Origin of the sequence: Paenibacillus sp. FSL H8-0048, assembly GCF_038002825.1 — a bacterium.
Lineage (GTDB): Bacteria > Bacillota > Bacilli > Paenibacillales > Paenibacillaceae > Paenibacillus_AQ.
In genome coordinates, this window is sequence record NZ_JBBODF010000001.1 from 6,390,596 (window position 1) to 6,409,884 (window position 19,289).

Annotated in this window: 16 protein-coding genes; 14 read left to right on the plus strand and 2 right to left on the minus strand. The window is 53.4% G+C overall.

Annotated features, from left to right (window positions below):
• The first annotated feature begins 273 nt into the window (after nt 1–273).
• The 7 genes from NSU18_RS27730 to NSU18_RS27760 all read left to right on the plus strand — a co-directional run bounded on the left by NSU18_RS27730 (nt 274) and on the right by NSU18_RS27760 (nt 10,201).
• Complete coding sequence (locus tag NSU18_RS27730; RefSeq protein ID WP_341150563.1) at nt 274–2,082, plus strand: cache domain-containing sensor histidine kinase; 1,809 nt, start codon at nt 274–276, stop codon at nt 2,080–2,082.
• 3 nt (nt 2,083–2,085) lie between these two features.
• Nucleotides 2,086–3,705 carry a response regulator gene (locus NSU18_RS27735; protein WP_341150564.1) on the plus strand — a complete coding sequence of 540 codons (1,620 nt, stop codon included), beginning with the start codon at nt 2,086–2,088 and terminating at the stop codon, nt 3,703–3,705.
• Between the two features lie 172 nt (nt 3,706–3,877).
• Complete coding sequence (locus NSU18_RS27740) at nt 3,878–5,263, plus strand: ABC transporter substrate-binding protein (protein ID WP_341150565.1); 1,386 nt, start codon at nt 3,878–3,880, stop codon at nt 5,261–5,263.
• A gap of 105 nt (nt 5,264–5,368) precedes the next feature.
• Nucleotides 5,369–6,271: a carbohydrate ABC transporter permease gene (locus NSU18_RS27745; protein ID WP_036693549.1), complete on the plus strand. Its 903-nt coding sequence runs from the start codon at nt 5,369–5,371 to the stop codon at nt 6,269–6,271.
• Between the two features lie 14 nt (nt 6,272–6,285).
• On the plus strand, nt 6,286–7,122 hold the full coding sequence (locus NSU18_RS27750; protein ID WP_341150566.1) for a carbohydrate ABC transporter permease: 837 nt from the start codon (nt 6,286–6,288) through the stop codon (nt 7,120–7,122).
• A 49-nt stretch (nt 7,123–7,171) separates the two neighbouring features.
• Complete coding sequence (locus tag NSU18_RS27755) at nt 7,172–8,182, plus strand: glycoside hydrolase family 130 protein (protein ID WP_341017419.1); 1,011 nt, start codon at nt 7,172–7,174, stop codon at nt 8,180–8,182.
• 60 nt (nt 8,183–8,242) lie between these two features.
• The gene (locus NSU18_RS27760) at nt 8,243–10,201 is read left to right on the plus strand and encodes a carbohydrate-binding protein (RefSeq protein ID WP_341150567.1); all 1,959 of its coding nucleotides are present in this window, start codon (nt 8,243–8,245) and stop codon (nt 10,199–10,201) included.
• 128 nt (nt 10,202–10,329) lie between these two features.
• On the opposite strand, the gene NSU18_RS27765 is transcribed toward NSU18_RS27760, so the two are convergent.
• On the minus strand, nt 10,330–11,289 hold the full coding sequence (locus NSU18_RS27765) for a sugar kinase (RefSeq protein ID WP_341150568.1): 960 nt from the start codon (nt 11,287–11,289) through the stop codon (nt 10,330–10,332).
• 410 nt (nt 11,290–11,699) lie between these two features.
• Between NSU18_RS27765 and NSU18_RS27770 the strand changes: the two genes are divergently transcribed.
• The 5 genes from NSU18_RS27770 to holA all read left to right on the plus strand — a co-directional run bounded on the left by NSU18_RS27770 (nt 11,700) and on the right by holA (nt 16,058).
• Nucleotides 11,700–12,341, plus strand: coding sequence for a bifunctional 2-keto-4-hydroxyglutarate aldolase/2-keto-3-deoxy-6-phosphogluconate aldolase (locus tag NSU18_RS27770; protein ID WP_341017423.1), 642 nt, complete (start codon nt 11,700–11,702; stop codon nt 12,339–12,341).
• Nucleotides 12,342–12,545: 204 nt separating this feature from the next.
• Nucleotides 12,546–12,803 (plus strand): hypothetical protein, encoded by a 258-nt coding sequence (locus NSU18_RS27775; protein ID WP_341017426.1) that lies wholly within the window; start codon nt 12,546–12,548, stop codon nt 12,801–12,803.
• Nucleotides 12,804–12,939: 136 nt separating this feature from the next.
• Nucleotides 12,940–13,491, plus strand: a complete 552-nt coding sequence (locus NSU18_RS27780) for an RNA polymerase sigma factor (protein WP_036690462.1) — start codon at nt 12,940–12,942, stop codon at nt 13,489–13,491.
• Complete coding sequence (locus NSU18_RS27785; protein WP_341150569.1) at nt 13,488–14,744, plus strand: anti-sigma factor family protein; 1,257 nt, start codon at nt 13,488–13,490, stop codon at nt 14,742–14,744. Before NSU18_RS27780 ends, NSU18_RS27785 begins: the two co-directional genes overlap by 4 nt.
• Before the next feature lie 294 nt (nt 14,745–15,038).
• On the plus strand, nt 15,039–16,058 hold the full coding sequence (holA, locus tag NSU18_RS27790) for a DNA polymerase III subunit delta (protein ID WP_341017429.1): 1,020 nt from the start codon (nt 15,039–15,041) through the stop codon (nt 16,056–16,058).
• Nucleotides 16,059–16,239: 181 nt separating this feature from the next.
• On the opposite strand, the gene rpsT is transcribed toward holA, so the two are convergent.
• Nucleotides 16,240–16,512, minus strand: a complete 273-nt coding sequence (gene rpsT / locus NSU18_RS27795; RefSeq protein ID WP_341017430.1) for a 30S ribosomal protein S20 — start codon at nt 16,510–16,512, stop codon at nt 16,240–16,242.
• 180 nt (nt 16,513–16,692) lie between these two features.
• On the opposite strand from rpsT, the gene gpr reads away from it, so the two are divergent.
• Nucleotides 16,693–17,703 (plus strand): GPR endopeptidase, encoded by a 1,011-nt coding sequence (gpr, locus tag NSU18_RS27800; RefSeq protein WP_341017431.1) that lies wholly within the window; start codon nt 16,693–16,695, stop codon nt 17,701–17,703.
• A gap of 195 nt (nt 17,704–17,898) precedes the next feature.
• A complete protein-coding gene (locus NSU18_RS27805; protein WP_341150570.1) occupies nt 17,899–19,278 on the plus strand; it encodes a stage II sporulation protein P in 1,380 nt (459 codons plus the stop codon).
• Nucleotides 19,279–19,289: the final 11 nt, after the last annotated feature.

Here is a 19,289-nt window from a genome sequence, read left to right on the forward strand (position 1 = left end):
AACCTTGATTTAAGGATTTTAGCGGTTTTTTAATTGATTAGGAAATCGTGATTTTCGTTCGATGCGGTGGAGGCGTGTGAGCTGGATATGGTCGAAAAACCGACCACAATGGGGATGCCGCAGTCATTTTGTTGTTTCCCCCTTCCTGGACTTAACTTCTGCTGTCTAACGAGCAAGTTATCTTGACGCCGGGCCGCAGCAGCCGTATGGTACAAGTGACAAGAACCGACAACCAAAGGGAGGTACAGGGTACATGCTTCAGAAGGGAATGTTATGAATACATTGACAGCCTATGGCCGCAAGCTCTGGCGGCAGATCGCCGGCAGGTATTACCGGATATCCATCAAACAGAGAATTCTGTTCTCGTTCATCGTGCTGATCACACTGTCCATCGGTGCAATGGGCACCTTCTCGTATTGGATTGCCGCGCAGGAGATCGAGGATAACGCCTACGCCGGCAGCCGGGAGACGGTAAGCAAGACGGCACAGCTGCTGGATTCCCGCCTGAATGATGTGGCGCTGTCCGTGCAGTCCCTGATGCTGAGCGATGCGTACCGCAAAATGATGCTTGATGTGTTCAGCCACGATGTGTCAAATTACTATGTGCATCTGTCGGATCTGCAATATGTGCTCTCCCAGGCAACGTTCAACCAGCCGATCATTGAGAATGTGCTGATCGTTACCCCGATTGGCGATTTCTATTCCACTACGCAGATCCGGGCGCAGGACAACTCGTTCTACGGTTCGGAATTATATGATCTGAGCAAGGAGCAGCCGGGCGGCTACTGGGCCAAAGGACATTATGACCGGTTGTTCACAGGCAACCAGCGGGTGGTCTCCTTCGTAGTCAGGGGGATTTATGAATACCCTTACACGCCGATCAGTAATGTATTTATTGTGGTCAATATCAGGGAGGGCCGGATAGATGAGCTGCTGAATACAGGCCGAGAACAAGCAGGGAGGAATTATTATCTGGTGAGCAGGGAAGGAGAGGCGGTGGTGGAGTCCCGCTGGCCGTTCCGGGGCAGGTTCCCCTGGAAGCCGGTGCTTGCCGAAGCCGGGACAGCAGCCGATCCGCAGGATCACTATTACAGCTACGGAGGCAAGGAATATCTGGTTAATTATACAGGCTCAGCCTCATCGCCAGACTGGATCATCTCCGGGATGCAGTCACGGGACCAGCTGCTGGGCAAGCTGCAGCGGGTGCAGCGCATCACCCTCTATGTCATCGTTGTTTTCCTGCTGGCCACCTGGCTGATCTCCAATCAGCTGACATCTGTGCTGCTGAAGCCGCTGTTCAAGCTGCGGCGGCTGATGCGCAGAGTCGAAGAGAACCAGCTCAGTGTGGTGTATGAGAGCCGTTATGAGGACGAGGTGGCCCAGGTCGGCTTTCAGTTCAACCGGATGATGTCGGAGATTAAGACGCTGATCGCGGATGTGAAGACCAAGGAGGAGGGTAAACGGCATGCAGAGATCCGTGCCCTTACGGCGCAGATGGAGCCGCACTTTCTGTACAATACCCTGAATACCATCTATTGCAAATCGGTCATGGGCGAGAATGACGATGTGAATGAGATGATCCTGTCCTTATCGCAGATGTTCCAGATCGGGCTCAGCGGAGGCAAGGATCTGATTACACTTGAGGATGAGCTGTCCCACATGCGGGAGTATTTCGCCATTCAACAGAAATGCTATGAAGGATTGTTTGAATACACGGTGACGGTAGAGGACGAAGCCCTGCTGTCCTGCCTGCTGCCGAAGATTATCCTGCAGCCGGTGGTGGAGAACAGCATTCAGCATGGCTTCAGCGACCGGACAATAGGAGGCAGCATAGACATCACGGTCACCCGGGAGCAGGGGCTGCTGCATATTTGCATTACCGACAACGGACGGGGGCTCGATGCTGCACAGGTCAAGCAGGGGATGGCCATAGCCCCGCAGTCCAGAAAAGGCTATGCCCTGTTCAACATCAGGCACCGGCTGGCCTTGTATTACGGGGCCGAAGCCCGTATGGACGTTAGCGGCGGGCCAGGTAAGGGATCACAGACGGATCTGTGGATTCCGTCAGGGGAGGAGCGATGAGGCATGGAGCCGGACAGGTTCAAATTATGTGTAATTGACGATATCAAAAGTGTGGTGGACATGGTCTCGCGCAAGCCGCCGTGGCAAGAGCACGGTATTGAGGTCGCCGGTACGGCGCTTGACGGCGAAGCGGGGCTGCAGCTCATCCGCGAGACCCGGCCGGACATTGTGCTGACGGATATCCGGATGCCAAGAATGGACGGCCTGCAGATGACCCGGGCGATTCTGGAGGTGCTGCCGGACTGCAAGATTATTATCCTCAGCGCCTACTCGGAGTTCTCTTATGCCCAGGAAGCCATCCGGCTGGGAGCGCTGGATTTCGTGAAGAAGCCCTTTTCCCTGGAGGAGATTGTGAATGCGGTGCTTAAGGCCAGGGAGCTGTGCCGGGAGGAGCGGCAGGAGAGCGCCAGACTTGCTGTGATGGAGGCCAAAATCAGGGAAAGTCTGCCCATCCTCCGCCAGGAATATCTCACCTTCCTGCTGCACCACCAGACGACAGAGGCGGATGCCCGTTCCCGCTGGGCCTACCTTGATATCCCGCTGGACCAGCATGATTTCTTCGTGTTTGTCGCCGAGATTGATCATTTCGCGGAGAAGCTGAGCGGACAGCCTGTGCAGGAGGTCGAGCTGCTAAGGTTCAGCCTGCACAATATTCTCGAAGAGACGATTTCCGCCCTGACCCGCGGCGTTATTATCCGGGAGGCGACAGACCGGTATATCTGCATCATGAACGGCTCGGACCCGGAGACCGCCGCGCTGATTACGGAGGCCTGCTGCATGAATGTAAGCCGCTTCTCGCGGCATACCATTTCTATTGGCGTGGGTCTGGGCGCGGCGGCGATTCAGGAGCTGGGCACGGCCTACAGGCAGGCGCTTAGCGCACTGGGGTATCATTTCTATACCGGGGGGGGCGGGGTCTATCATTATAGCAACATCGAGAATAAACCGCTCTCGCTCCACAGCTATTCCGCCGCCGCCGAGCAGGAGCTGCTGTTCGCGCTGCGTTCCGGCAATTCCGCCAAAAGCCTGCAGGTGCTGGACCAGCTGTTCTCGGAGCTGCTGGACAGCGGGCTTTTGCCTGATCCGCGTTATGTTGAAAGTGTCGGCTATGAGCTGAGCTCCAGGATCTGCCGGGTCCTGCTGGAGCAGTTCCCTTACGGGCAGGTGGAGCCGCTGGAACTCAGAATTGCCGCCATGAAGAATCAGGTGCATCCTTCCCTGCAGGATATCCGGGACCTGCTGTCCTGGCTGTGCCGGGAGGCCTGTGCAATGGTTACAGAGGCCCGTTCCCTGGAGTCCACGCGGATTATCCGCCAGGCCGTCGAATATATCCGTAGTCATCTGGATACGGGGCTGTCGCTGGAGCAGATGGCGAAGCAGATTAACCTAAGCCAGGGGTATTTCTCCAATCTGTTCAAGAAGGTGCAGGGGATTTCGTTCCAGCAGTATGTGATGCATGAGAAGATGGAGAAGGCGAAGGCGATGCTGATTAGCGGCCGGCAGGTTCAGGAGATCGCCCAGGATCTGGGGTATGAGCACAGGCGCTATTTCAGCGAGGTGTTCAAGAAATATACCGGCATGACCCCGTCCGAGTTCAAATTGCATTATCTTGGAAAAGAATAGGAATCAGCAGGGGAGGGATTTCCGCAGGGCGGAGATTACCTCCCTTATCTGTATAGAACTCCTGCAAATATCTGCCCTTAATGTGGGCTTACCCGCCTTATCCGGATGCGCCAATCCGTCTATAATCAATTTGTAAGCGAATACAGAAGGGATATATAAGGGGGAACTACCAATGATGAAGCGTACGCTAATGACATCTCTGAGCCTGGTCCTGGCACTTGGCTTAGCAGCCTGCGGCAACGGTAACAGTGGCGGCAATGCAACTGAAGGCAAGGGAGACGGGGCGAAAGCTGGTTCGGGGGAAAAAACTAAAATCAGCTACTGGACAGGCGACCGCCACGATGCGGATTTCGTGAAGGAGAAGGTAGCCGAGTTCAACGCATCTAATAAAGACGGGATTGAGGTGGAACTGGTCGTCAAGGGCGATGACTTCGATACCGCGCTTGATCTGTCCTTCCAGACCTCCGATGCACCGGATGTGATCCGGGTGAAGGAGAACACCGTCCAGACCTTCTACAAAAAAGGCTTTCTTGCTCCGATTGACGAGTTCCTGAACGATGAGCTGAAGGCGAAATTCCCGGCCATGCCGGACTTGAACGAATTCGACGGCAAGCGTTACAGTCTGCCGAACTATGGAACGACCATGCGTCTGGTGTACAACAAGGATCTGTTCGCCAAAGCGGGCATTGAGCATCCGCCGACTACCTTACAGGAGCTGGTGGATACAGCTAAGAAATTGACAGCAGCCGGCAAAGCCGACGGCGCTTACGGCTTCGCCCTTAACTTCAAGAGCCCCGGCAGTGCGTTCGCGCGTTCGGCGCGGGTGGTTGCGGAAATGAGCGGCTATGGCGGCTTCGGGTATGATTTCAAGACGGCCCGCTACGACTTCAGCGGCTTCGAGCCGATCATCAATGCCTTTAAGCAGATCAAGGACGACGGCAGCATGCTGCCGGGTGTAGAATCGCTGGATATTGATCCGCTGCGGGCACAGTTTGCGGAAGGCAAGATCGGAATGTACATGTCCTACTCCTCGGAGCCGGGCGTCTACAAGAATCAGTTCCCGGCCAAAATTGACTGGGCGGCTGCTCCGGTTCCGACCATCGACGGCAATGTGAAGGGGGCTTCCGGCTTCCTCGGAGGCCAATGGCTGGCGCTGAGCTCAAAAACAGAGCATAAAGAAGCAGCCTGGAAGTTCATGGAGTTCATGTACGGCGATCAGGTGCTGACGGATTATCAGGAAAAAGGCTTCGGCATCTCCATGGTTCCATCCATTAGTGCAGCAGCCAAGACACCGGATGTGAACGGCATTGAAGGCTTCCTGCCGAACAAGAACGATGGGGTATGGCCGGTCTATCCGTCTGTAGCACCGGAAGGAATGAAATCGGATGACGCCTTCTTCAAATATATGCTGAACGGCGGCGACCTGAAGGCGATTATCGCTGATTTGAACAAGCGCTACAACGCTGCACTGGACAGTGTGATTGCGAATGACGGCGTGAAGGCCGAGCCGGATGCCGGCTTTGATCCCGCCGCTCTGGGCGGCAAGTTCGCCAAGTAGACAGAAGGTTAGGGATAGAGATACAGGCCGGGATAACGGGGATGGGGAAGCAGCTTTCCCATCCCTCTGCTCTGGCCGCAAGGGAGAGGAGCCGGAAGAAACCAGATGAACAAAACGAAACATGCCTTATTTTCATATAGCTTTATCTTTCCAAGTGCCTTGCTCACATTGGTCCTCGGAATTTACCCGATTGCCTGGGCGTTCCGCTATATGTTCTATGATTACAAAGGGTTCGGAACGGCCCGGTTTACCGGCTTGGCCAATTTCAGCCGCATCCTGAAGGACACCCAGTTCTGGGATTCGGTGGTGAATACATTTGTCTATGCAGGCGGCAAGCTGCTGATCACTATTCCGCTGGCCCTGCTGCTGGCAGCCATATTGAACCGGGGGCTGCGGGGCAGACAGCTGCTGCGGGGGATTTTCTTCATGCCGACCGTCATCAGTACCGCCGTAATGGCCGTAGTCTTCTTCACGATTTTCAACTCGTATAACGGGATTCTCAACCAGTTCCTGATCCGCTCGGGCCTCTCGGATTCCGGCGTGGACTGGCTGGGGCCGAAATATGCCATGCTCACCGTCATTCTGGTTGCGGCCTGGGGGGCGGTCGGCAATTATATGCTGCTCTTCCTCGCCGGTCTGCAGAATATTCCCGAGGATGTGTATGAGGCCTCTTCCCTGGACGGGGCAGGCAAAATCCAGCAGTTCCGCTATATCACCCTGCCGATGCTAGGGCCTGTCATGCAGATGGTTATTATGCTGGCGATCATTACAGCCCTGAAGGGCTACGAGAGCATCATGGTTCTGACCGAAGGCGGTCCTGTAGGCAAGACGGAGGTCATGTTCCTGTATTTGTACAAATTATTTTTCCCTGTCGGCGGGGGCAGCGCGGCGGTCCAGGTCCAGGAGTTCGGATACGGCAGTGCGGTTGCCTTTGTGTCTGCGGTCATTGTAGGGATGATCTCACTCATTTATTTCTACGCATCCAGACGCATGAATCAGACCGATTGAGGAGAGAGGCTATTATGAGACTAAATACCATACTGGGCAAAACCATTCTGTGGATTTTTTTGCTGACCGTTGCTTTTATCACCCTGATTCCGGTAGTGATCACTATCCTGGGCTCCTTCAAGACCAATGCTGAGCTGACTGCGGGTGCGACCTTCCTGCCGAAGAGCTGGCACTTCTCGAACTATGCCGAAGCCTGGTCGCAGGCCAATTTCTCCAGGTATACCCTGAACAGCCTGATTGTCTCTCTGGCGACAGTGGCCGGCACGCTGCTGGTCTCATCCATGGCGGCTTATGTGGTGGACCGGATGGATTTTGCCGGCAAAAAATGGTATATCGGACTGCAGTCCTTCACCATGTTCGTGGCTGTAGGGGCGGTCGTGCTGCGTCCGCAGTTCGATCTGATGGTTAAGCTTCATCTGCACAGCAGCCTGTGGGGGGTTATCCTGATTCTGATCTCCGCCCATGCTTCGATCTTCTTCATTCTCGCAAGCTTCATGAAGGGAATTCCCCGCGAGCTGGACGAGGCGGCGCTGATCGACGGCTGCTCTCCCGGCCGGACCTTCTGGCGGATCATTCTGCCGCTGCTCGGACCCGGACTTGGCGTAGGTGCCCTGTTCACCTTCCGCGGCGCGTGGAATGAATATCTGCTGCCGCTCGTGTTCACGATGACGAAGCCGGAGCTGCAGACGCTGACCGTCGGGCTGGCGAACCTGAAGTACGGGATTTCGGCCGCTTCCCAGACCCACTACATGATGGCGGGTGCCTGCTTATCCATTCTGCCGATTCTTGTGGCCTATCTGTTCGCCAACAAATCCTTCATGCAGATGACAGCCGGTTCCCTGAAGGGGTAGCTGTCCGGTTCTGCGCACATAACATTCAATATTCAAGGAGGTACACCCCATGACTCAACACGTTCCGCCAATTCTGCATTCCGCCCCGTGCATCCAGCGGTATCCGGGCAATCCGGTGCTGGATGCAGCGAAGGTTCCTTACCCCACCGCACTGGTATTCAATGCCGGTGTAACGAAATTCAACGGCAAATATGTGATGATCTTCCGCAATGATTACGGCTCACTGGCCGATCAGAGCCTTGCGCCGCACCACACCACGGATCTCGGCATTGCCTACAGCGATGACGGACTGAGCTGGACCGCCGGCCCGAAGCCGGTGTTCAAAATGCATGACGAGGAGACTATCCGCGCCTACGACCCGCGCCTGACCGTGCTCGGCGGCCGCTGTTATATGTGTTTTGCCGTGGATACGCGCCATGGCATCCGCGGCGGGATTGCCGTTACCGATGATCTGGAACACTTCGAGGTGCTTAGCCTGTCTACACCGGACCTGCGCAATATGGTGCTGTTTCCCGAGCTGCTCGGCGGCAAATATGTCCGGCTGGAGCGTCCCTTTACGGTGTACAGCCGGGGCGGCCGGGACCGCTTCGACGCCTGGATCTCCGAGTCGCCGGACCTCAAGCATTGGGGCAACTCCAGCCTGCTGCTCGCCGTCGAGCAGGTGCCGTTTGCCAATGATAAGGTTGGCCCGGCTGCACCTCCGGTCCGGACGGATAAGGGCTGGCTGACCACCTTCCATGCGGTGGATGTGGACCCGGCCAGAGGCAAGCACGGCTGGGAAGACACCTGGAAGAAACGCTACACCGCCGGAATTATGCTGCTGGATCTGGAGGACCCCCGCAAGGTGATCGGCATGAGCAGGCAGCCGCTGCTGGCACCGGAGACAGACTATGAGATTGGCGGCGGCTTCCGCAATCATGTGATTTTCCCGGGTGGGATGATTCTGGAGGATGACGGCGAGGTCAAGATCTATTATGGCTCTGCGGATACGGTGGAATGTCTGGCAACAGCCCATGTGGACGATCTGCTCAGGCTCTGTCTGGAGCCGGGGAATCAATAAGATTGGAAGCTGGCTGAGGGCAGAAATATATCAACTTAACGAAAGAGGTGTTTAATGATGTTGAAAAGGTTCAAATTATTAAGTGCATTATTAATTTTTTGTATGGCCAATCTGTTACCAGTCTTTCCTTTGACAGCAAGCGCAGCGGGTACCATTGTAAGCTATCCGTTACCGTCGGTCTATAACGCAACCAATCAATACACGGTAACAGCAGACTCTACTAATATACCGGTAATCGACACTTCAGAGGTATTTGTAAACTATAATTATTGTAATTTCTCTTTTTCGGGTACGACTACAATCACAATAACAGCAAGCGAGCCCATCAATACCTATAATATCTCTCCCAAAGCCTTGGGAATCACTGCAACCAAGAGCGGAAACACACTTACCTTTACACTTTCATCACCAACCTACCTTATCGTTAAAATCAATAACCTGAAAGATCTGGTGATTGCGGCAGATGCGCTTGAAACCAATATTCCGGCCTCATCCGGTACAGGAATATACAATGTTAAAACCCAGTACGGTGCTGACAGTACCGGTGCTACTTTGGCTACAACCGCCATACAGAACGCCATCAATGCGGCTAACGCAGCAGGCGGCGGTATCGTATACGTTCCAGCCGGCGTGTACAAGAGCGGCAACATTGTTCTAAAAAGCAATGTCTCGGTTTATCTGGCGGGTGGTTCTGTGATAAGGGGTTCAGGAAATCCAAGTGATTACACTACCCATTTCCATAAAAATTCTCTGAATAAGGATGGAACCTGGTTTATTTATACCGAAACCAATGCCAACAATATTAAGATATACGGCAGGGGAACGATTGACGGCAATGGCCATTATATGAGGAATACAAACAATTATTTGAACAATATTCTTGTACCCTTGCAGTGCAGCAACTTCACGGTTGACGGCATAACCATCAGAGACAGCGGCGGCTGGGCTACAATCGTGACAAGATCTAATAATGTAACCTTCCAGAATACCAAGCACTTCAATAACAATGAGCTGGATTATGAAAATGATGCAATCGATATTCAAGAGAGCCAGAATGTACTCATCAAGCACACTGTAGCCGTATCGGAGGATGACACCTACTCCTTTAAGACCTGGGATGTAGCCACTACGGATATCGCTGCTAACTGGCCGGGAACTCCTGAGAACCAGTCCAATGTAGTTGTGGATGATGCTTTGGCCTGGAGCAGATGCGGGGCATTCAAGGTTGGAGATGGAGTGAAACAGCTTCAGGATGGCATCGTTGTTAAAAACTCTTTTGTATACCGGTGCTGGCGCGCTTTAGCGGTAGGTCATCTGTATGGGACTCCGGCAGCACAGAACATCGTATTTGATAATATAGATGTAGAAGGCTTCTGGCCAAGATCCGGTGTTCACTCCAGATGGTTTGATCTTTCGGCAAAAACCGGTCCGATCAAAAATGTGGTCTATAATAATATCAATTTACGCGCTCTGGGTGAAGTTTCCATCATGAAGGGCTGGAGTGACACCTCTACGGTCTCCGGAGTTACCTTAAACAATGTCCGCGTCGGTGGAGCTGCGGTAAATAATTTGACAGATTTGAAAATAACAGATACGAACAGCTATGCTGCTGATCCCAAATTCAACACATTGAAATTTGAAGCGGAAGGCTATAACCTTAGTTCAGGTGTTCTCTCCTATGAGTCAAGCACTGACGGCGGGCTGAATGTGGGTGCCGGGAGTAATGGCGACTATATCGCATTCAAAAATGTTGACTTTGGCAGTACAGCTAAAACAAGTATTGATCTAAAGGTTGCATCTGCTAACTCCGGCGGAAGGATCGAATTCCACTTGGACAGTCCTACAGGCACTATGCTGGGTTCTTGGACGGCAGAAAGCACAGGCGGATGGCAGACATGGTCCCTCAAGAATATCCCGCTTACTGCCGGGACCGCTGTAGGAACCCACACGGTATATGTTACTTTTGTGAAGTCCGATTCAACCACAGTGGCCAATTTAACCTGGTTCCAGTTCAAATAGGATGGAAACGGTTTGAATTCATTGCAGCACTTATCTCTGATGGTTCGCAAAAAGGTGTCCCAAGCCGGCCGGCTTGTGGGACACCTTTTTGCAGTTTCTGTTACAGTCACGCCCTGCGGAGAGCCTGTTTATTTCTTAACGCCCGTGCTCATGAAGGCTTCCAGCGCGTCACGGGTAGGCAGTCCGTCCATATCGCCAGGCGACATCACGGCGAGTGCGCCAATCGCATTGCCGCGCTTCACGGCTTCCGCTACGCTGAGCTTCTCCAGCATGGCGCTGATCACCCCAACTGCGAAGCCGTCTCCGGCGCCGACTGTATCGACAACCTGCTCGACCTTGAAGCCGTCCACATAGCCCTCTTCACCAGCGGAGGTCTTATAGTAAGCGCCCTCAGGGCCGAGCTTGATCACTACAAGGGATACGCCGCGCTCCAGATAGTACCCGGCAATCTCCTCCGGCGTCTCAAGACCGGTAAGGATCTTGCCCTCTCCGTGTCCGGGCAGGAACCAGTCGCAGCGGGTAGCCAGGTCGTTGATCGTACTAACCATAGTTCCTGTGTCCGGCCACAGGGTCGGGCGCAGATTCGGATCGAGCGATACAGTCTTCCCGCGCTGCTTCATGAACTCCATGGCATGCAGCGAGAACTCGTGACACGAAGCCGAAAGTGCCGAAGAGATGCTGGTCACATGCAGATGGCCTGCGGAAGCGAAATAATCTTCATTAAAGTCGGCGAGGCTCAGTTTGGAGGCGGCGGAATTTTTGCGGAAATATTCGACCTTGGGATCTCCGGTCAGTACCTTGGATTTGATCAGCATGCCTGTGGAGAATTCCTTGGTCGTTGTGATGCTCGCGGTATCGATCTTCTCCTTATTCAGTGCCGAGGTGATGAACTGGCCGAAGTTGTCTTCGCCGAGCTTGGTCACATAACCGGTCAGATGCATAAGGCGCGATAACCCGGTGGCTACATTGCTCTCCGCTCCTGCCAGCGCTTTGGAGAAGGAAGTAACCTCATGCAGGGGGCCGGCTTCATTGGCGTAGAACATGGCCATCGGCTCCCCGAAGGTGACTGCATCCAGCTGTTTATTCATGAATAGTTCCTCCTAAAAGTTTTGATAGCATACACTCCTTGCTTCTTCTTCGCAAAATTCGCTTCGGAAGCATAGCAGGGGTATAATTGGATCCTAGTTTATGGTTTGGGATAGAATATAAGTTGAAATTATCACATAAAACGGTTTTGTACAATATAGCAATGCTCATTCTGCTGTCTTATTTTGTACAGGAAGCAGGCGGGTAGATTCGTTTATCCTTGATACATAAGGGTTTCATACGATTTTCGAAGAAATGTTACCGCTTCCTGAATAAATATATATTGACTGTTAGCGGCAATGTTATTACTATTTTCTTAGAAGGATAAAGCCTGATGTTAGTAAAATAGATAAATTAGTTTATCTAAATAAATATTCTTAAGTGGAATATAACCAGAGAGGAAGTAACAACCATGAAGAAAATCAAAGTATTACAGAATATCACCTCTGTTGGGGTAGTAGCTGTTATCCGTGCGGATAATGCCGATGATGCTTATGCCATGTCTGTGGCTTGTATCGAGGGCGGACTGAATAATATCGAAGTTACCTTCACGACTCCGGGAGCCGAAGCAGCGATCAAACGTTTGGTGGAAGAATACGGGGGCCGCGCCGTGATTGGTGCCGGCACCGTGCTTGACCCGCTGACGGCAAGAATCGCTATTCTGGCGGGTTCGGAATTTGTGGTCAGTCCTTCTTTTGAAGAGGATACCGCCAAGATGTGTAATCTGTACGGCATTCCTTATATGCCGGGCTGCATGACGCTGAATGAGATGAAGGAAGCCCTGAAGCTGGGCGTGGATGTGCTGAAGCTGTTCCCGGGCAGTGCGTTCGGACCGGACTATGTCAAGGCGGTTAAGGGGCCGATGCCGCATGTGAACATTATGCCTACCGGCGGCGTGGATCTGAACAATATGGAGAAATGGATCAAGAACGGCTGCATCGCTGTCGGCATCGGCGGCAACCTGACCGCACCGGCCAAGGAAGGCCGTTATGACCAGATCACAGAGCTGGCTGCACAGTATGTAGCGAAGTTCAAGGAGATTCAAGGCCAGTAACATACATGTACAACAGGAATGTCTTGCCTCTAAGGGGCAGGGCATTTTTTTATTGAAATATAAGAAATGAGCAAAGCCGTTTCCGCTTGAATGTTAGATAAGCCTAAATGATGGAATTGCTGCCGCTTCGGGCAATACTTATAATAGAGGCAGAGTGCCCTAAGCGCCTGCGGACATTGAGAAGTATACCTGAAAGGTGATGCCATGACTGGCGACGATCTTCGCAGCAAGCTGTACCCGACACTGGTAGTGGAAGAAGCCGATTATGTGGAGGTCCGGACTGCAGTCCACGGCTGCAGGGTGACGGCGGGAGCCCTTTATAAGCTGTATCGTAACTATAATCATCCGCAACTTTTTGAGCAGGGAGAAGTATATGTGCTTGATGATGCTTCCAGAGAGAATTATGCGGTGCTCCTGGTGTGCGCAACTACATTATATACATTAAAAAGAGTATTTGAATGATTGCAGCATCCCTTGTATGCTTAGTAGGGATTGTGGACTACAAGCGAATTTTTATCTTTTAAAATAATCATTACAGGTTTGCAACAATTTCGCAGTCTTGCGCGTCAGTAAGATTGCATAGAGAGGGGGAACCTTCGTGGTGGAGCAGGGACTCATCAGAGCCGCTCAAGCGGGCGATCGCGACGCTCTAATCACCCTATTGCGAGAAATTGAAGGGCATGTATATAAGACGGCCTTCTACATTCTGCATAATGAACAGGATGCTCTGGATGCCTCCCAGGAAGCGTTGATCCGGGTGTACACCAAGATCGGCTCCTATGAGGAGAAGGCGCAGTTCAAAACATGGGTTCAGCGAATAGTAACCAACATATGTATAGACAAATTCCGGAGAACGAAGCCTACCGTTTCTATCGATGAACACGAAATGGTGTTCCAGGATAAAAAACATAATGTAGAGCGCGAAGTGATGTCGGGTTACCTGGCGGAGGATATCCGTGAGGCCATCGACCAGCTTCCGGAGCATCACCGGACGGTAATCGTGCTCCGCTATTTACAGGATTTTTCTTACAACGAGATTGCAGACTGTCTGGATCTGCCTCTGAACACGGTCAAATCATACCTGTTCCGGGCGCGGCAGCAGCTGCAGAATAGACTTCAGGAGTATCAGAAAGGTGGTGTGTCAGGATGAAGTGCGCGGAGGTGATGGAATGGATGCACCGCTATTTAGATCATGATCTCAGTCAGGAAGAAATGCTTGAAATGTTCCGTCATATCGACGATTGTCCTTCCTGCGCGGAAGTCTTGGACCGGCTGACGCTGCTCTCCCAGCAGCTGGAGCAGCTTCCCGATGTGAAGCCCCCCTTCAGTCTGGTTGACTCTATCCTGCCTCAGCTTGAACAGCTGGACCGTGGTGTCCCGCAAGAGCCTGCTGTAATGGAGCCGGAAGATCCGAAGGTTATTCCTTTCTCCCGTTCAAATAACCGGGGCAAGAAGCCCAAGGGACCTTCACTGGCTGCGCGGACAGGCATTGGTGCTGCGGCGGCAGCTGTGATTCTGCTTATCGCCGTATTCAATATGCCGAAGAGCCTGCCGGGCGCAGATATGGATATGTCACCCCAGTTAATGAGCGGCGGGGCAGCGAATTCCAGCGTGAGTACGGAGAGCAGTGCGGACACCCCGCAGGTCGACGGACAGAATAACAGCGGCGGCAGTGAGCTTCAAAAGACGGACCAGACCGCGCCGGGTGAAACTGCGGACGTTAATTTGAAATCTGCACCGCCTGCTCCCAGTGAGGGTGCTGATCAGCCGGCCGCAGCTGGCGGCGGTACGGCTTCAGACAAGGTGCCTGCGGTAAGCGAAGCTCCGGTCAGCAACCGTGCCGCTACTGCGTCTCCGGCGGACCGCCCCAAGAGCACCAAGAAAGCGGAGAGCCGGTCAGCGGAACCCCAAAGCACGCAGTCGAGTGCGCCAACGCAAGACAATATAGCGGACGATAAAGCGTCTGCGGGGGATGCACGGATAGCACCGACTCCAGATGCTAACGAGGCAGGAGCCATGTCGTTTATGCTTGCAGAGTCTTCGTGGACTTCACCGGACGGGCAGCATATGGCTGAGCTGACTGGCCAGCATGTGGTAATCTACAGCTTAGCCACAGAGGGAGAAGAACAACAACGGACAACACTGGCTTCGCTCCCGTTGGAGGGGAACTGGGTCTCCGGTGTGTGGTCGGAAGACGGCACCCAGTTCACTTATGTACTACAGCTTGAGGATGGTACGCAGACGACGAAGGTATACACGGTTCCGGCTGAGAGCGCAACACCTGCTCCATCCGCTTCCCCGGCTCCTGCCAACTCGCCAGCGCCTACCGCTTCTCCTGCGGCCTCTGCGTCAGCGGTCCCCAGCCCGGCTATCACCCCGGACGCGGCAACGTCCGGTAAATAACCGGAACCTTCTTCCAGCCTGCGGAATATGCTAAGGCAAGAGGACATGAATTACAGGCTTTGCGAGTATCATCGGTATGACCGGCGGCCGGGACAGTTTCTAGAGCTGCTCCCTCCGTCGTTTATATAGATGCGCCGCTGAAACGGAGTGGCTTTGGCCCTGGCTGCCAAGGTTGCTCCGTTTTTGCTTGCGTTCCTGGCAGAATACTTTGCTATAGATGCCTATGTTTTGAGCCGTTTTTTTGATAAAATGTACGAATGTATCACTCAAGAACTTAAAAAAGGAAGTGGCAGGATGGATGCCAAAACGGCAGCCAAAGACATCAAGCAAGGAAAGGTCTCTCCGCTGTACCTGCTGTACGGCAGTGAGAAGTTCCGGATGAATGAGTTCGCGGCCATGCTGGAAGAACACCTGATAGCCAAAGAAGACCGCGATTTCGCGGTGATCCCGTTCGATCTCTCTGAAACCCCGGTTCAGGCGGTCATTGAAGAGGCGGAGACGGTTCCGTTCATGGTAGAACGCAAGCTCCTGCTGGTGCGGGATGCGGCTCTGTTCACGGCAGGCAAGGAGAAGGCGAAGCTGGAGCATAACGTGGAGATGCTAAGCGAATATATGCAGCACCCTGCTGATTTCAGCGTGATTGTATTTATGGTGAACGGCGACAAGCTGGATGAACGTAAAAAAATCGTCAAAAGCATCAAAGCCTCCGGCACCGTACTGGCCTTCAATCCTTTGGGTGCGGAGGAGCTGCTGCGCTGGGTGGAGAAGGGCTTCCGCGAACGCGGCTGCTCTCTTGCGCCGGGGACGGCAGAGGCTCTGATCGCAAGCAGCGGCACCGGACTCCAGGGCCTGTCTGCGGAGATGGACAAGCTGTGCCTGTTCGCCGGTACTGGCGGGCGGGTGGATGCGGCAGCAGTGGAGAGTCTGGTCCACCGGGGAACCGAGCAGAATATCTTCACGCTGGTGGAGGATATTGCGAATCTGCGCCTGGACAAGGCGCTGAATACGCTCTATGAGCTGCTTAAGCAGCGGGAGGAGCCGATCAAGATCGCTTCGCTGATTGCCCGGCAGTTCAGAATCATCCTTCAGGTCAAGGATTTGTCAGCCCTCAGCTATTCGCAGGGACAGATTGCCTCCCAGCTCGGACTGCATCCGTATGCAGTGAAGCTGGCCGGAGAGCAGGCGCATAAGTTCGGAAGCCAGCGGCTGCGGCAGATCCTGAGTATTCTGGCGGATCTGGACTATCAGATGAAGACGGGGGCTGTCGATAAGGTGCTGGGGCTGGAGATGTTCATGCTGCGCCTCGGAGCCTGAACAGAGGGCCTCTTTTGGAACGCATCGAAGAGCCTGTCCATCCCGTGATACATGCGGGCGGGCAGGCTCTTTAATTGTACAGCGGATTTCAATGAGTGAAGCTAACAGGCATAAAAAAACCTAACCGTATGAAGCATAGCGGTCAGGTTCTTCAGTGCTCGTTATGATTGTCGCCCTTGGCTTAGGCTTGAGCCTTGAGAGCGTTCAATTTCTTAGCCAAGCGGGATTTTTTGCGGGCAGCCGCATTTTTATGAACCAGGCCTTTAGATACAGCCTTGTCCAGCTTTTTGGAAGCCGCTTGGAAAGCAGCCTGAGCTACTTCAACTTCCGTACCAGTCACTGCTACATCAGCAGTTTTCACAGCTGTACGAAGCGCGGACTTCTGGGAAGCGTTCAGTGCACGGCGTTTCTCGATCGTCTTGACGCGTTTTACCGCGGATTTGATATTTGGCATTGCATTCACCTCCTGAAAGACATTCGAAATCAACAAATGATTCACAACTTAAAATAGTTTAGCATGAAGGGTAGTAAAAAGCAAGATAAAAAGCTTTAGAATTCCCTTAGTGAGGTTTGTATAAACGGCGGCTTTCTCTCGCACACTATCAGCAATATGCAAAAGGAGGCTGAACTAAGAATGGAACTGGATCTTCAGCTGTATTCGGTACGTACGGACTTGGCGGTGGAAGCGAAGGAAATGGCAGAGCGGCACGCCAATGCACCGATCCCGGGTGTCAATGAGGAAGTGGAAGAAGAGGGCGGCATCAAGGTCACGAGACTTGCTGTAGCAGACCTTGCCGGCTCTCAGGCGATTGGACGGGCTATCGGCAATTACGTGACCCTGGAGGTGCCTGGGCTGCGCGGCGGGGATACCGGGCTCCAGCAGAAGGTCTCTACAGTGTTTGCCCGCGAATTCGAGCACTTTCTGGATAAAATCGGCATTGACCGCGATTCTAAGGTCCTTATCGTGGGCCTCGGCAACTGGAATGTGACGCCCGACTCGCTTGGCCCGCTGGTCGTTGAGAATTCGCTGATTACCCGCCAGTTCTATGAGCTGGTGCCTGACCAGGTCTCGCCCGGTTACCGGAATGTCAGCGCTATTGCTCCCGGAGTCCTCGGCCTGACGGGTATTGAATCCAGCGAAGTTGTGCAGGGAATTGTGGACCGTACCAGCCCGGATGTCATTATAGCCATTGATGCGCTGGCCTCCCGTTCACTGGAGAGAATCAATACCACTATCCAGATTGCTGACATCGGCATTCATCCCGGCTCAGGGATCGGGAACAAACGCAGAGGGCTGACCAAGGAGGTGCTGGGCGTGCCTTGCATTGCCATCGGCGTCCCTACAGTCTGCTATGCCTCCACGATTGTCAACAACGTGCTGGAGATGATGCGGACCCATTTCGGACAGATGGCTGACGGTGGCGCCCATACCAAAGAGATTATGGGTCTCCTTGACGATATCTCCGAGCAGGAGCGTCTTGCCCTTGTGAAAGAAGTGCTTGAGCCGCTGGGCCATGACCTGATTGTGACCCCCAAAGAAATCGATGAATTCATTGAAGAGATCGCGAACATTGTGGCAAGCGGACTGAATGCCGCCTTGCATGAAGCGGTAGATCCGGGCAATGTCGGAGCTTATACTCACTGATCTGTCACTTATCACCTGGCCCGCACCGCCCTGCTATAACGCAGAACGGGTTGCGGGTTTTTTGTATGAATTGCCGCTGCACTTCTCTATCTATACTCCCTGCTATCTCTCATTCTGTGGTTCTAGCATAACCCTTCCGCTCATAGATTTGGAGTATGAGAGATTACAGAGGGCTTAGAGGAGGACATAACAATCATGAACAGAAAATGGTTTCAGCTATGGAATATAGGGCGGCTGCGCGGACGGCTGATGGATATTCTGTCGCTGGGAAGGACGATGCTGCTGCTGGCCGGAGGTTCGCTTGTGTTGTTCATGCTGCTTGGAGCCGGCGGATTGGCCGGGCAAAAGCTGAATTCTTCGCCCATTCCTTCAATGAAAGGTCTGGCGGCCTCACTCTCCAGCGGATTCTTCATGGAGCTGCTGGGCATGGAGGTTCCCCATCTGCCGAAGGGCGAGGAGCCTTCGGCCTTCTCCGGGGACAAGGTGACCTCCTTCGTATTCCGGCTGCTTACCAGTGTTGATCCTGGTGATCCCAAGAGTCTGGTCTCGCGTGAGATGCCCGGACTTGCTGCCGATGATCCCTTCCTGCTGCGGCAAGGCTCAGGAGGAAGTGCAGGAGCGCCGGCAGACTACCATCCGGGGGGAGATGAACTGGCCACAGGGGAAGATTCCGGAGCGGGGGAGGGTCCTGGATCTTCTCCAGATTCAGGGAATGGTACAGCGGCTGATAATGGCCATGACAATCCGGGGGAAGGCACGGTACAGCCTGAGGCTTCGCCTGTTCCGGACCCGCCTGATGCAGGGCCTGACGAGGGTTACTCCGGAAGCGGAGATGCCGAGAACGGCACGGGAGATACTTCGGTCAAACGTATTCTCGTCTATCATTCCCATCCGCGGGAGGCCTATAATCCGCTGCTTGGCGCACAGAGCGACAACCCCAGCTCGGCCGTCCCTTCCAAGAATGTGATGCTGGTAGGCTCCTATATCTCCAAGAGGCTGGAAGAACGCGGGATCGGAACGGTCCATGCCCAGGAGGATTATGCTACAGAGGTGCCGGGCTACAACTGGAACTTCTCTTATAAATATTCACGTATGACGGTGAAATCCGCCATGGCCTCCAATCAGCAGATGAGTGAGCTGATTGATATCCACCGCGATTCGCAGCGGCACGGCAAAACCACAGCTGTCATTAACGGGAAAAATTATGCCCAGGTCTATTTTATTTTGGGGCATGCGAATAAAAACTGGAAGCAAAACGAGGCCTTCGCCAATAAAATCCATCAGCTGCTGGAGAAAAATTATCCTGGAATTTCACGCGGGATATGGGGGAAATCATCCGGAAACGGGAATAATGGGGAATATAACCAGACGTTGTCCCCGAACAGTGTGCTGATTGAGGTAGGAGGAATTGACAACAGCGCCGATGAGCTGAAGCGGACGGCCGATCTTCTGGCAGATGCGATTGCTGATGTGTATTGGAGCAGCCGGGATGCTGAAAAGGCAGCTGCGCCAGATCAGGCCGGTACACAGTCTGGAGGCTCCGGGGGAGAGACATCAACAGGAGAGGCTTCCTGACGGATAATAGC

What these genes read in the sequence shown, in the direction of transcription:
- NSU18_RS27730 (WP_341150563.1), top strand. Translation starts at nt 274, where the DNA reads ATGAATACATTGACAGCCTATGGCCGCAAGCTCTGGCGGCAGATCGCC.
- NSU18_RS27735 (WP_341150564.1), top strand. Translation starts at nt 2,086, where the DNA reads ATGGAGCCGGACAGGTTCAAATTATGTGTAATTGACGATATCAAAAGT.
- NSU18_RS27740 (WP_341150565.1), top strand. Translation starts at nt 3,878, where the DNA reads ATGATGAAGCGTACGCTAATGACATCTCTGAGCCTGGTCCTGGCACTT.
- NSU18_RS27745 (WP_036693549.1), top strand. Translation starts at nt 5,369, where the DNA reads ATGAACAAAACGAAACATGCCTTATTTTCATATAGCTTTATCTTTCCA.
- NSU18_RS27750 (WP_341150566.1), top strand. Translation starts at nt 6,286, where the DNA reads ATGAGACTAAATACCATACTGGGCAAAACCATTCTGTGGATTTTTTTG.
- NSU18_RS27755 (WP_341017419.1), top strand. Translation starts at nt 7,172, where the DNA reads ATGACTCAACACGTTCCGCCAATTCTGCATTCCGCCCCGTGCATCCAG.
- NSU18_RS27765 (WP_341150568.1), bottom strand. Translation starts at nt 11,289, where the DNA reads ATGAATAAACAGCTGGATGCAGTCACCTTCGGGGAGCCGATGGCCATG.
- NSU18_RS27770 (WP_341017423.1), top strand. Translation starts at nt 11,700, where the DNA reads ATGAAGAAAATCAAAGTATTACAGAATATCACCTCTGTTGGGGTAGTA.
- NSU18_RS27775 (WP_341017426.1), top strand. Translation starts at nt 12,546, where the DNA reads ATGACTGGCGACGATCTTCGCAGCAAGCTGTACCCGACACTGGTAGTG.
- NSU18_RS27785 (WP_341150569.1), top strand. Translation starts at nt 13,488, where the DNA reads ATGAAGTGCGCGGAGGTGATGGAATGGATGCACCGCTATTTAGATCAT.
- holA (WP_341017429.1), top strand. Translation starts at nt 15,039, where the DNA reads ATGGATGCCAAAACGGCAGCCAAAGACATCAAGCAAGGAAAGGTCTCT.
- rpsT (WP_341017430.1), bottom strand. Translation starts at nt 16,512, where the DNA reads ATGCCAAATATCAAATCCGCGGTAAAACGCGTCAAGACGATCGAGAAA.
- gpr (WP_341017431.1), top strand. Translation starts at nt 16,693, where the DNA reads ATGGAACTGGATCTTCAGCTGTATTCGGTACGTACGGACTTGGCGGTG.
- NSU18_RS27805 (WP_341150570.1), top strand. Translation starts at nt 17,899, where the DNA reads ATGAACAGAAAATGGTTTCAGCTATGGAATATAGGGCGGCTGCGCGGA.